We start from the raw sequence: 12044 nt of genomic DNA on the forward strand, positions 1-12044 counted from the left end.
CTAGGCACCCCTCAACCAGCGGCGAAGAAGCCGGCAACCAGCGGAGCCAGTTCGCGCAGCGCCTTGCCCCGGTGCGAGATCGCGTCCTTCTCCTTGCGCGAGAGCTCTGCAGTGGTCACGTCGTACCCCTCGGCCGCGAAGAGGACGTCATAGCCGAAGCCACCACTGCCACGCACCTCGTGCAGGATCCGCCCGTCCATCCGACCGGCCACCACCTGCTCGACGACCGTCCCGTCGGGCCCCGGGTGGCAGAACGCCACCGCACACCGGAAGTGGGCGCCGCGCCGCTCGTCCGGCACATCGGCCATCTGGTCCAGGAGGAGGCGGTTGTTGCGCGCGTCGTCCTTGGGCGGACCCGACCACCGCGCCGAGAGCACCCCGGGCATGCCGTTGAGGGCATCCACGCAGAGCCCCGAGTCGTCGGCCACCGACGGCAACCCGGTGGCCGCGACACCGGCGCGGGCCTTGAGCAATGCATTGCCGGCGAAGTCGGGCTGGTCCTCGACCGGTTCGTCGTACGCCGCAACGTCATCGAGCCCCAACACCCGCACCTGCGGCACCAACGGAGCCAGGATCCGCTCCATCTCCGCGAGCTTCTTCGCGTTGCGCGAGGCGAGGAAGAGCTCAGGCACGGGCCAGGGCCTCCTGCTGGATCCGGGTCAGATCAGCGCAGCCCTTCTCTCCCAGGCCGAGCAGGGCGTCGAGCTCGGCGCGGTCGAAGGGCGCCCCCTCTGCGGTGCCCTGCACCTCGATGAAGGAGCCGGTCCCGGTCATCACGATGTTCATGTCGGTCTCGGCGCGCACGTCCTCCTCATACGGGAGGTCCAGGCGCGGGGAGCCGTCGATGATGCCGACGCTGACCGCCGCCACCGAGCCGGTCAGGGCGGACTGCACGCCCAGGTGCGCACAGGCGTCGGCCAGGGCGACGTACGCCCCGGTGATGGCGGCGGTGCGGGTGCCGCCGTCGGCCTGGAGTACGTCGCAGTCGAGCTGGATCGTGTTCTCGCCGAGGGCCTGGTAGTCGATCACCGCGCGAAGCGAGCGCCCGATCAGCCGGGAGATCTCGTGCGTGCGGCCACCGATCCGCCCCTTGACCGACTCGCGGTCGGAGCGGGTGTTGGTGGCGGCCGGCAGCATCGCATATTCGGCGGTCACCCAGCCCAGGCCCGAGCCCTTGCGCCAGCGCGGCACGCCTTCGGAGGCGGACGCCGCACAGAGCACGCGGGTCCGGCCGAACTCCACCAGCACCGAGCCGGCGGGGTGGTCCAGCCAGTTGCGGGTGATCGTGATCGGGCGGAGTTCGTCGTCAGCGCGGCCGTCGGCTCGTGTAGTCATGACGCGGACACTACCGCCCGGCCCCGCTCACCTGTCGCCGCGCTTCGGGGGGCGCGAACGGCCCGGGTCTCGGTGAGGGCCACCCGGATCGCCCACGGCCCCAGGTCGCGTGCCCGGCGGCCCACCCAGGGGGCACCCTCGGTGACCATCCAGACCAGGTCGGTGCGCCAATTAGGCGAGAAGTGTCCGTCACTCTCCGGCGCGGGCAGGTCGAACGTGAAGCCGCGAGCCAGGAGTTCTGCACCGAAGGCCCGGGCCAGGGCGCGGTGGCCCAGCTCGGAGGGATGCAGCCGGTCGACCGACCAGAACGCGCGCTGGTGGATCTCTGGTCGGCTGGCCAGGTCGACGCAGACCCCGCCGTACGTCGCATGGATCTCGTCCTGGATCGCGTTGACGACCTCGAGCCGTCGGCGCAACGGCCGCCGCAGCTTCCCGGGCAGGCCCAGGATCTCACCGTGGTCGTGGAAGCGGGCCGTCATTAGCAGGGCCCCTGGCGATGCAGCACCTCGGCGGATTCGAGCAGCTCTGCGCGCATCCGGGGCGGGTCCCAGGTCGAGCGCATGGTGTCGTTGAGTCCCACCACCAGCGAGACGATGTCAGGCTGGTGCGCCACCGCGTCGGCCAGCTGGTGCTGGTGCACATCGGTGGCGGTGGCGCCGGGGACGGCCAGGTTGCAGAAGGAGACGTCATGCCCTGACGCCATGGCATCGGCCAGCAGCCGGGCCCAGCCACGCCACCCGCCGGGGACCCGGTCCCCGATGCCGTGCGTGGCCGAATCGCCGAGTGCCGCGAACCGCACATAGGACCGCATGGCCTCAGACTCCCGGGGGCCGGTACGCCGCGCCCTCGCCGTGGTGTCGTGTCCGGCAACGTTGCGTGAACACTCCCGCTGCCGCCACTACGAGCAGATGCAGATGGCCGGCCACCCGGAATTCCGGGTAGCCGGCCATCGCTGCCGAGGGCTACTTGATCTCCATCCGGTTGACCCGGAACCAACCGATCACCATCGGCAACACGATCCAGATCAGGACGCCGGTGCCGATCTGCGCCCACTGCTCCCCGCTCAAGCTCCTGGTCGGGTCAAAGAGCCAGGACGAGGAGGTGCTCAGGTCGAACCAGAGCAGGTTCTCCTGCATCGACTTCCAGATCTCGGTGACGATGCTGACCACGGTCGGCACCGCGAAGTAGGCAACGATGGCAAAGGCGCTGTTCAGCAGCGCCACACCGAAGGCGTAGCCCCACAGCGCACCGAGCACCATGGCGAGGACGATCCGTGCCATGTAGGGCGCCGTCACGTACTCCCACGGGTCTGGTGCACCGGCAATGGGGGTCAGCACCAGCGCAACCACGACCGCAACAACGAAGGCAGCCAGCACGAAGAGGACCGCAGCGATCAGCTTGGCCGCCAGGACCTTGCTCCGGTGTGGCACCAGCGAGAAGGTCACCAATCCGGTGCGCTGACCCCATTCCTGGGTGACCAGGAGCACGGCCAGCACCGGCAGCAGGATCCCTTGCGGCATCGCGGCAAACTGGAGGAATGCCATGAACTTGAGGTCATCGGAGTCGCCGAAGATCAGGAAGAGCGTGTTCGCCAGGACTGTGATCACACCGATGGTGATCAGCAGCCACAGGCCAGCACGTGTGTCGGTCATCTTGCGGACCTCCACGCCGATCAGCTTCGGCAGCGACGGCCGGCGGCTCTGCGAGATGTCGATCATCCCCGGTTCGAGGGTGTTGGTCTGCGTGCTCATCAGGCTGCGCCTCCGGTCTGGTAGCTCTCCCGCTGGGTCTCCGCGGTCAGCTCGAGGAAGAGGTCCTCGAGGCCGCCATCGGCCAGCTTCAGTTCGATCAGGGTGATCTGGTGCGCGGCGGCAACCTTGCCGACCTCGATGGCCTCGGCATCGGTGCGATAGCCATCGGCCACCGGCGATGCCTCGATGCCCGCGGCGGCGAGCGCCTCGACCAGCTGGGTGGACTCCACGGCGCGGAAGAAGGTGCCGCTCTCGCGCAGCAGGTCCGCTGGCGTCCCCTGGGCGACGATCTGGCCGCGGCCGATCATCACCAGTTCGTCGGCGATCATCTGCACCTCGTGGAGCAGGTGGCTGGAGAGCAGGACGGTCCCACCGCGCTCGGCGTACCCCTTGAGCAGGCCGCGCATCCACCGGATGCCCGCGGGGTCAAGCCCGTTGGCCGGCTCGTCGAGGATCAGCACCTGTGGGTCGCCCATCAGTGCGTTGGCGATGCCCAGGCGCTGGCGCATGCCGAGGCTGTAGTTCTTCACCCGGCGCTTGGACTCGGACTCGGTGAGGGAGACCAGGTCCAGCATCTCGTCGACGCGGGACGAGGGCAGGCCCATGGTGGAGGCGCTGAGTGCCAGCACTTCGCGCCCGGTGCGCCCGGCGTGCTGGGCCGAGGCGTCCAGCAGGACGCCGACATGGCGCCCGGGGTTGGGGATGTCCAGGTAGTCGTGGCCGCCCACGGTGACGGTGCCACGGTCTGCCTTGGTGAGGCCGACCATGATCCGCATGCTGGTGCTCTTCCCAGCGCCGTTCGGACCGAGGAATCCGGTGACGCGGCCCGGCTGGGCCACGAAGCTGACATTGTCGACGGCGGTGAATCCGCCGTACGTCTTGGTGAGGCTCTCGACCTTGATCATGACCACCATCCTGCCGCCCCGGGGGCACGGCGTACATCCGTCGCCGGGATGGAACCGGGGCGACCAAAGTAGGGGGCACCGCATTCCCCGGAAGGGCCCGGCCGGGACCGATGAACACCTACGCTGGGCGGGTGCCATCGCCTGACGTTCCTGCGCAACCACCGCTGACCCGATGGGGCAGCAGTTGGCGGTACGTCGTGTGCCTGCTGATCTCGCTGGCCGTGTGGCCGGCGTACCTCACCGTGCGCGAGAGCAACCAGGACCTGCTCTTCGTCCTCGACATCGCCCTCGGCGTGGTTGCCTTCGCCCTCCTCCCCCTGCGGCGACGCCACCCGATCGCCATCGGCAGCGCCACCGGGCTGCTGGCCGGCGTCTCGGTGCTGGCTGCCGGGCCGGCCACCCTGGCAGCGGTCTCGGCCGCCACCACGCGCAAGTGGCGGACCGTGATCATCGTCGGCCTGGTCCAGCTGGCCGGGGCGTTCGTCCTCCTCTACTACCAGCCCACCGACGAGGACGTGCCGCTGTGGCTCAACACCGCCATCAATGTGGTGGTCATCTCCGCCTGCATGGGCTGGGGCATGTTCATCGGATCGCGACGCGAGCTCCTGTGGACGCTGCGCGACCGCGCCGAGCGCGCCGAGGCCGAGCGTGACCTGCGCGCCGACAAGGCTCGCGGGGACGAGCGGGCACGGATCGCGCGGGAGATGCACGACGTGCTCGCCCACCGGATCTCGCAGGTCTCCATGCATGCCGGAGCCCTGGCCTTCCGAGAGGATCTCACCGCCGCACAGATGCGGACGTCCGCCGGGGTGATCCAGGAGCAGGCGAACCTGGCGCTGACCGACCTGCGCGCCGTGCTCGGCGTGCTCCGCGACCCCACCACCGGGGAGTTCCTGGACAAGCCGCAGCCGACCCACGACGACATCGCCGCCCTGGTCGCCGAGGCCCGCGCCAACGGGATGAACATCGACTTCGGCACCTCGCTGCCCGAGGACGAGCCCGTTCCCGAGCAGGCCGGGCGCACCCTGTTCCGGATCGTCCAGGAGGGCCTCACCAACGCCCGCAAGCACGCCGCTGGCACCACCGTCTTCGTCCAGATCAGCGGCACCGTCGATGACGGCATCGACGTCCTGGTCCGCAACCCATTCGGTTTCGGTCCCCATGTCTCGCCACCCGGTGCGGGCCTGGGCCTGATCGGCCTGGCCGAGCGGACCGAACTCGTCGGGGGCCGGCTCGAGCACCGCCAGGACGGGTCGATGTTCGTCTTGCACGGGTGGATACCGTGGTCGCCGTGATCCGCGTCCTGATCGTCGACGACGACCCCTTGGTCCGCTCCGCGCTGAGCCTGATGATCGGGGGCCAGCCGGACATCGACGTGATCGGTGAGGCCACCGACGGCGCCGAGGCGGTCACCGCCGTACGCAAGGACCGCCCCGACGTGGTGCTGATGGACATCCGGATGCCGGTGCTCAACGGGCTCGAGGCGACCCGCCAGCTCCATGCGATGGCCGAGCCGCCCCGGGTGATCGTGCTGACCACGTTCGACGCGGACGACTACGTGCTGGAGGCGCTGGCCGCCGGAGCCGACGGGTTCCTGCTCAAGGACACCGCACCGGCCGAGATCGTCGACGCGATCCGCAAGGTGGCCGATGGTGAACCGATGCTCTCGCCGTCAGTGACCGCGACCCTGATCCGCCAGGTCCGCAACGACTCCCCCGACGACCGGGCGGCGCAGGCGAAGGCCCGCCTGTCCCGGTTGACCGAGCGGGAACGCGAGGTCGCCTCAGCGGTCGGCAAGGGCCTGAGCAACTCCGACATCGCCGCCGAGCTCTACCTCTCGGTACCGACCGTCAAGGCGCACGTGTCGCGCCTCTTCGACAAGCTCGAGGTGACCAACCGGGTGCAGATCGCGATCTGCGTGCACGACGCGGGACTGGACTGAAACGGACGCCTCACACGTCGTACGTCGCCCCGGTGCGGGCCAGGTCGAGCGGGCCGGACCACAGGCCCTTCGCCTCGTCGTACGCGACCTGCTTGTCGTGCCACGGCGGGATGTGGGTGAGCACCAGGGAGCCGGCGCCGGCGCGCAGCGCCAGTTCGGCCACCTCGACACCGGTCAGGTGCAGGTCCTCGGGGTTGTCGTCCCCGTCGCAGAACGCCGCCTCGGCCAGCAGCAGATCGGCGCCCGCTGCGGCGCGGTCCAGGCCCGCGCACGGACCCGCGTCGCCGGTGTAGACCAAGAGGCGACCGCCGGCGCGCACCCGCAGTGAGAACGCCGGCACCGGGTGGACCACCTCGACGGCCTCGATGGTGAACGGGCCGAAGGTGACCGGCTCGGGGCCGTGGTCGCGGAAGTCGAACTCCTCGTGCATGCCCGGGTCGAGCGGCAGGTCATAGGAGAGCGCGAGCCGGTCGGCTGTGCCGGGCGGGCCCCAGACCGGGATCTGCGGCTGGGCGCCGGTGGGGTGGTATTTGCGCAGCACGTAATAGCCGCACAGGTCCATGAAGTGGTCGGCGTGCAGGTGGGTCAGGAAGACGCCGTCGATGGCCAGCGGGTCAGCGTGGTTGTGCAGCTCGCCCAGTGCGCCGTTGCCGAGGTCGAGCAGGATCCGCCAGGTCCGGGTCTCCCCCGCCTCGTCGGTCCACTCCTCCTCGACCAGGTAGCAACTGGCCGGCGAATCCGGGCCCGGGTAGGAGCCCGAGCAACCGATCACGGTGAGCTTCATCCGTGCACCGCCATGAACTGCTCGGCCATCATCAGTTCCGGTCCGAGGAATCGGCGTCCGATCGCCTCGAACTCGCCCGGCTGCCCGGTGGTGAGGAACGTGTAGGTCGGCTCGCCGCCCTCGCGCAGCAGGTCACTGCGCACCAGCAACTTGTAGACGTCCTTGGCGCACTCCTCCGCGCTGCTCACCAAGGTCACCCGGTCTCCCATCACATAGGAAATGACACCAGTCAGGAGCGGATAGTGGGTGCATCCCAGGATGAGCGTGTCGACGTCGGCGTCGATCAGCGGGTCCAGGTAGTCATGGGCCGCGGCGAGCAACTCCGGCCCGCTGGTCACCCCCTGCTCGACGAAGTCGACGAACTTCGGGCAGGCCCGGGTGCGCAGGTCGACCTGCGGCGCCGCGGCGAAGGCGTCGTCATAGGCCATCGACTCGGCCGTGGCCGCGGTGCAGATGACGCCGATCCGGCCGCTGCGGCTCGCTGCCACGGCGCGGCGGGTGGCCGGATAGATCACCTCGACCACGGGTACGTCGTACCGCTCGCGGGCATCGCGCAGCATCGCCGCGCTGGCGGAGTTGCAGGCGATGACGAGCGCCTTGACGCCCTGGTCGACGAGGTGGTCGAGGCATTCGAGCGCATATTCGCGGACCTCACCGATCCGCTTGGAGCCGTACGGCGCGCGTGCCGTGTCGCCCAGGTAGATGATCGACTCGTGGGGCAACTGGTCGATCACCGAACGGGCCACGGTGAGTCCACCGAAGCCCGAATCGAAGATGCCAATGGGTCGTCCCGCCATAGGGAGACAATCTAGCCACAAGGACCGGGGGGTTTCCGCCACCCGAGACTCACGTCACGCCCAGAGTTGGCCCTCGAGGCGGTCCTCGGCCTCGTCGATGGTGCCCTCGTAGGCGCCGGTGGAGAGGTATTTCCAGCCGGCGTCGGCGACCACGAAGGCGATGTCAGCGGATTCGCCAGCCTTGACCGCCTTGGCGGCCTGGCCGATCGCGGCGTGCAGGATCGCGCCGGTGGAGATGCCGGCGAAGATGCCTTCCAGTTCGAGCAGTTCACGGACCCGGCGTACGGCGTCACGCGGGCCGACCGAGAAGCGGGAGTCGATCAGCTCGGCGTCGTACAACTCCGGGACGAAACCCTCGTCGAGGTTGCGCAGGCCATAGACCAGCTCGCCGTAGCGCGGCTCGGCGGCGACGATCCGGACCTCGGGCTTCGCGCGGCGGAAGAAGCGGCTGACCCCCATCAGGGTGCCGGTGGTGCCCAGGCCCGCCACGAAGTGGGTGATGGTGGGCAGGTCGGCCAGGATCTCCGGGCCGGTCCCCTCCTCGTGGGCCAGGGCGTTGGCGGCGTTGCCGTACTGGTAGAGCATCACCCAGTCGGGGTGCTCGGCGGCCATCTGCTTGGCGACGCGGACCGCCTCGTTGGACCCGCCGGCCGCGGGCGAGGAGTAGATCTCGGCGCCCCACATCCGCAGCAGCAGCCGCCGCTCCTCCGAGGTGTTCTCCGGCATCACGCAGACCAGGCGGTAGCCCTTCAGCTTGGCCGCCATCGCCAGCGAGATCCCGGTGTTGCCCGAGGTCGGCTCCAGGATGGTGCACCCGGGGCGCAGCAGTCCGTCGCGCTCGGCCTGCTCGATCATCCGCAGCGCCGGGCGGTCCTTGATCGACCCGGTCGGGTTGCGGTCCTCCAGCTTGGCCCAGATCCGGACCTCGGTGCCGTCGGCCTGGCGCCCCGGGGAGAGGCGCGGCAGCCCGACCAGCGGCGTACCGCCGACCGAGGAGAGGAGGTCGTCGAACCGGGCCATGCCCTCAGCGCACCGTCAGGGCTGCGGCCGAACCGCCGGCCACGGCGGGGAGCACGACGACCTGGTCACCGTCGGAGAGCGACGCGTCGAGGCCGCCGATGAAGCGGACGTCCTCGTCGTTGATGTAGACGTTGACGAAGCGGCGCAGGTCGTTGCTGCCGTCCTCCTTCGCGTCCAGGAGGCGCTCGGCGATGCCGGGGTGGTTGGCGTCGAGGTCGTCGATCAGCGCGGACAGGGTCTCGCCCTGGGCGGTGACGGCCTTCTCGCCGTTGGTGTAGGTGCGCAGGATGGTCGGGATCCGGACCTCGATGGCCATGGGGCTCTCCTCAGTGTGTACGTCGTTGGGGTTGTTCGCGTCGTGGGCGGGGCGTCTCAGTCGACGATGGTGACCTCTTCCTCGGTCACCTCGCCGTCGACGATCCTGTAGGACCTGAACTCCACCGGGCCGTCGTTATTCCCTCCCGCCTCGTCGAAGCAGTCGCGGGTGGAGACCAGCACGTAGTGGGCATTCGGCTCACTGGCCAGCCCGATGTCGGTGCGGCTCGGGTAGGCCTCGGTGGCGGTGTGTGAGTGATAGATCACAACCGGCTCCTCGTCGCGGTCCCACATCTCCTTGTAGAGCTCGAGCAACTCGGTGCTGTCGAACTCGTAGAAGGTGGGGCTGCCGGCCGCGTTGACCATCTCCACCAGGCGCTCGGGACGGTCGCTCCCCTCGGGGCCGGCAACGATGCCGCACGCCTCGTCCGGGTGGTCCCGCTTGGCGTGCGCGACGATGCCGTCGTACGTCGCTCGGTCGATGTTCAGCACGCCCCCAGCCTAGGTGAGGGCGTCCGGATCCCGGACATTCGCCCACTGGACGGACCACCCTGCGAGCGAGCAGAATCCACTCTTCGGACGGCCCCGTCTCGTCTCATGGAGGGCCGCCAAATCCTCACAACCGCACGAATGGACGTACTCTGCACCCATGGCTGAACTTGATCCCGCCCTTGCGCGCGTCTTCTCGAGCGTCCTCGACCGCAACCCCGGCGAGGCCGAATTCCACCAGGCAGTGCGCGAGGTCCTCGACACCCTGAACCCGGTCGTGGCCCGCCACCCGCAGTACGTCGAGAGCTCCATCATCGAGCGCCTGTGCGAGCCCGAGCGCCAGGTCATGTTCCGCGTGCCGTGGACCGATGACGAGGGCAACGTCCGCATCAACCGTGGCTTCCGCGTCGAGTTCAACTCCGCACTCGGCCCGTACAAAGGCGGCCTGCGCTTCCACCCGACGGTGAACCTGGGCATCGTGAAGTTCCTCGGCTTCGAGCAGATCTTCAAGAACGCGCTGACCGGCATGCCGATCGGCGGCGGCAAGGGCGGCTCGGACTTCGACCCGAAGGGCCGCAGCGACGCCGAGGTGATGCGCTTCTGCCAGTCGTTCATGACCGAGCTCTACCGCCACATTGGTGAATACACCGACGTGCCGGCCGGTGACATCGGTGTCGGTGGCCGCGAGATCGGCTACCTCTTCGGGCAGTACAAGCGGATCACCAACCGCTATGAGTCCGGCGTACTCACCGGCAAGGGCATCGGCTGGGGCGGCTCGCTGGTCCGCACCGAGGCGACCGGCTACGGCACCGTCTTCTTCACCCGCGAGATGCTCGCCACCCGCGGGCTCTCCATGTCCGGTCGCCGGGTGATCGTCTCCGGCTCCGGCAACGTGGCGATCTATGCCGCCGAGAAGGCGCAGCAGCTCGGCGCGACCGTCGTGGCCTGCTCGGACTCCGGCGGGTACGTCGTCGACGAGGCCGGCCTGGACCTCGACCTGCTCAAGCAGATCAAGGAGGTCGAGCGCGGCCGCCTGACCGACTACGCCGACCAGCGCCCCGGCGCCGTGCACCACACCGAGGGCTCGGTGTGGGACGTCCCGGCCGAGATCGCACTCCCCTGCGCCACCCAGAACGAACTGGACGGGACCCACGCCAAGACCCTGGTCGCCAACGGCGTGATCGCCGTGGCCGAGGGCGCCAACATGCCGTGCACCCCCGAGGCCGTCTCGATCTTGAGCGACAACAACGTGCTCTTCGCGCCCGGCAAGGCCGCCAACGCCGGTGGTGTCGCCACCAGCGCCCTGGAGATGCAGCAGAACGCCTCGCGCGACTCGTGGCACTTCGACCACACCGAGCAGCGCCTGGACCAGATCATGTGCGACGTGCACGCCCGCTGCGCCGAGGCCGCCGACAAGTACGGCCAGCCCGGAAACTACGTCGCCGGCGCCAACATCACCAGCTTCATCCAGGTCTCCGACGCAATGCTGGCCCTGGGCGTCATCTGATCCCACGAACGCTCAATGGTTGATGCGCGAAAGCTCAATCGTTGATGTCCGGCTCGAGGGCGCGGGCGACGAGCGGCGAGACATCCGCTGCCGGGTTGCGCCAGTCCGCACGGGACGGGTGGGTCACTGTCACGACCTTGTGACCCTCCCGCCCCAGGTGCGTCGTACTCCGCCAGCCGCGGGCATTGGTCTCGACGAACTGGTCGATCTCCTCATGGGCGTCCATCGCCATCTGGCGTCAACGATTGAGCTTTCGCGCATCAACGAGTGAGCGTTCGTGTCACTCCATCAGGGCGTGGACCAGGGTCTCCTGCAGATAGCCGACCCACTCATAGATGTCGTGCGCCTGGGCGCGCGGGTCTTCGTCGGGCAACCGGTGCCAGAACTCCTCGTCACCCTCCTCCACGCCGAGGCGGGTGGCCAGGGCCAGGCGCAGGTCGGTGAACGAGCGCATCCACGTCTCGGCCGTCGACTCGTCGAGTTCGATGTCGAAGTGGAGGCCACCCTCGGTCAGTTCCGGCGGAAGCCCGGCCTCCTCCAGCCCATCGATGATCGCGATCGCGGCCCGCGCCTTGCCGTCGCGCAATGACCCCTCGGTGAAGCGGCGAAACTCGGCCGCCGCCTCCTCGTCATCGGCGTACGCCGTGGGGAAGAGGCGTGCCAGCACCGGATCCTCCGGCGCCGTGGTCGGCCCCGAGAAGTCCATCAATGCCTCAAACGGATCCTTGTCCTCGGCCGGCACCGCGGCCTCGTTGCGCAGCAGTTCGACCAGTTGCGAGGCCAGCGAGCGGAGCAGGTCGGCCTCGAACCCGGTGAAACTGGCGATCACGCGCCGGCTGCGGGTGTGGCGGGCAAAACCGGTCACGTCGCCCTCTCCATGGTCGCCCACAGTCCGTACTCATGCATCGCCTGCACGTCGCGCTCCATCTCCTCGCGGGTGCCAGTGGAGACCGCCGAGCGGCCGTCGTTGTGCACCTCGAGCATCAGCTTCTCGCACTTCTTGCGGTCATAGCCGAAGTGCTTGCCGAAGACATAGGTGACATAGGACATCAGGTTCACCGGGTCGTTCCACACGATGGTCACCCACGGCTTGGCGAGGAAGGTGATCTCGTCTGGCATCACCGACTCGTCAACGGAGGGATCGGCGTGCACCGGGCTTGCTGTGGACACGTCTCCATCGTGACACATGGCGGATCTGC

Annotated in this window: 17 protein-coding genes; 3 read left to right on the forward strand and 14 right to left on the reverse strand. The window is 68.9% G+C overall.

Features of this window, described 5'->3' with window-relative positions; genetic code table 11:
* Window positions 1-11: 11 nt before the first annotated feature.
* From Q9R27_RS07525 to Q9R27_RS07550, 6 genes are all read right to left on the reverse strand, one after another.
* On the reverse strand, window positions 12-584 hold the full coding sequence (locus Q9R27_RS07525; RefSeq protein WP_397219661.1) for a non-canonical purine NTP pyrophosphatase: 573 nt from the start codon (window positions 582-584) through the stop codon (window positions 12-14).
* 40 nt (window positions 585-624) lie between these two features.
* Window positions 625-1335: a ribonuclease PH gene (gene rph / locus Q9R27_RS07530; RefSeq protein ID WP_311251746.1), complete on the reverse strand. Its 711-nt coding sequence runs from the start codon at window positions 1333-1335 to the stop codon at window positions 625-627.
* Window positions 1332-1814 carry a hypothetical protein gene (locus tag Q9R27_RS07535; RefSeq protein ID WP_311251747.1) on the reverse strand — a complete coding sequence of 161 codons (483 nt, stop codon included), beginning with the start codon at window positions 1812-1814 and terminating at the stop codon, window positions 1332-1334. The genes rph and Q9R27_RS07535 overlap by 4 nt, the downstream gene beginning before the upstream one ends.
* Window positions 1814-2146 (reverse strand): GDSL-type esterase/lipase family protein, encoded by a 333-nt coding sequence (locus tag Q9R27_RS07540; protein WP_311251748.1) that lies wholly within the window; start codon window positions 2144-2146, stop codon window positions 1814-1816. Before Q9R27_RS07540 ends, Q9R27_RS07535 begins: the two co-directional genes overlap by 1 nt.
* A 151-nt stretch (window positions 2147-2297) precedes the next feature.
* Window positions 2298-3086: an ABC transporter permease gene (locus Q9R27_RS07545; protein WP_311251749.1), complete on the reverse strand. Its 789-nt coding sequence runs from the start codon at window positions 3084-3086 to the stop codon at window positions 2298-2300.
* Entirely contained in the window at window positions 3086-3991 is a 906-nt protein-coding gene (locus Q9R27_RS07550) for an ATP-binding cassette domain-containing protein (protein WP_311251750.1), read from the reverse strand. The genes Q9R27_RS07545 and Q9R27_RS07550 overlap by 1 nt, the downstream gene beginning before the upstream one ends.
* Before the next feature lie 131 nt (window positions 3992-4122).
* On the opposite strand from Q9R27_RS07550, the gene Q9R27_RS07555 reads away from it, so the two are divergent.
* Both Q9R27_RS07555 and Q9R27_RS07560 read left to right on the forward strand, forming a co-directional pair.
* Window positions 4123-5286 carry a histidine kinase gene (locus tag Q9R27_RS07555; protein ID WP_311251751.1) on the forward strand — a complete coding sequence of 388 codons (1164 nt, stop codon included), beginning with the start codon at window positions 4123-4125 and terminating at the stop codon, window positions 5284-5286.
* Window positions 5283-5933 carry a response regulator transcription factor gene (locus Q9R27_RS07560; RefSeq protein ID WP_311251752.1) on the forward strand — a complete coding sequence of 217 codons (651 nt, stop codon included), beginning with the start codon at window positions 5283-5285 and terminating at the stop codon, window positions 5931-5933. Before Q9R27_RS07555 ends, Q9R27_RS07560 begins: the two co-directional genes overlap by 4 nt.
* 10 nt (window positions 5934-5943) lie before the next feature.
* Here Q9R27_RS07560 and Q9R27_RS07565 read toward each other — a convergent pair whose 3' ends face one another.
* Genes Q9R27_RS07565 through Q9R27_RS07585 form a run of 5 tightly spaced genes read right to left on the reverse strand, consistent with a single transcriptional unit; the run spans window position 5944 to window position 9341 of the window.
* On the reverse strand, window positions 5944-6717 hold the full coding sequence (locus tag Q9R27_RS07565; RefSeq protein ID WP_311251753.1) for an MBL fold metallo-hydrolase: 774 nt from the start codon (window positions 6715-6717) through the stop codon (window positions 5944-5946).
* Complete coding sequence (gene murI / locus Q9R27_RS07570) at window positions 6714-7514, reverse strand: glutamate racemase (protein WP_311251754.1); 801 nt, start codon at window positions 7512-7514, stop codon at window positions 6714-6716. Before murI ends, Q9R27_RS07565 begins: the two co-directional genes overlap by 4 nt.
* 54 nt (window positions 7515-7568) lie before the next feature.
* Window positions 7569-8534, reverse strand: coding sequence for a pyridoxal-phosphate dependent enzyme (locus tag Q9R27_RS07575; RefSeq protein ID WP_311251755.1), 966 nt, complete (start codon window positions 8532-8534; stop codon window positions 7569-7571).
* 4 nt (window positions 8535-8538) lie between these two features.
* On the reverse strand, window positions 8539-8850 hold the full coding sequence (locus tag Q9R27_RS07580; protein WP_311251756.1) for a MoaD/ThiS family protein: 312 nt from the start codon (window positions 8848-8850) through the stop codon (window positions 8539-8541).
* Between the two features lie 56 nt (window positions 8851-8906).
* Complete coding sequence (locus Q9R27_RS07585) at window positions 8907-9341, reverse strand: M67 family metallopeptidase (protein WP_311251757.1); 435 nt, start codon at window positions 9339-9341, stop codon at window positions 8907-8909.
* A gap of 157 nt (window positions 9342-9498) precedes the next feature.
* On the opposite strand from Q9R27_RS07585, the gene gdhA reads away from it, so the two are divergent.
* Window positions 9499-10845 (forward strand): NADP-specific glutamate dehydrogenase, encoded by a 1347-nt coding sequence (gene gdhA, locus Q9R27_RS07590; RefSeq protein WP_311251758.1) that lies wholly within the window; start codon window positions 9499-9501, stop codon window positions 10843-10845.
* A gap of 34 nt (window positions 10846-10879) precedes the next feature.
* Here gdhA and Q9R27_RS07595 read toward each other — a convergent pair whose 3' ends face one another.
* From Q9R27_RS07595 to clpS, 3 genes are read right to left on the reverse strand one after another with little or no spacing between them, the layout of a single operon-like run.
* Window positions 10880-11071 carry a hypothetical protein gene (locus Q9R27_RS07595; protein WP_311251759.1) on the reverse strand — a complete coding sequence of 64 codons (192 nt, stop codon included), beginning with the start codon at window positions 11069-11071 and terminating at the stop codon, window positions 10880-10882.
* Between the two features lie 54 nt (window positions 11072-11125).
* Complete coding sequence (locus Q9R27_RS07600) at window positions 11126-11710, reverse strand: DUF2017 domain-containing protein (RefSeq protein WP_311251760.1); 585 nt, start codon at window positions 11708-11710, stop codon at window positions 11126-11128.
* A complete protein-coding gene (clpS, locus tag Q9R27_RS07605; protein ID WP_397219657.1) occupies window positions 11707-12015 on the reverse strand; it encodes an ATP-dependent Clp protease adapter ClpS in 309 nt (102 codons plus the stop codon). Before clpS ends, Q9R27_RS07600 begins: the two co-directional genes overlap by 4 nt.
* Window positions 12016-12044: the final 29 nt, after the last annotated feature.

The organism is Nocardioides sp. AE5 (assembly GCF_031844485.1).
Lineage (GTDB): Bacteria > Actinomycetota > Actinomycetes > Propionibacteriales > Nocardioidaceae > Nocardioides.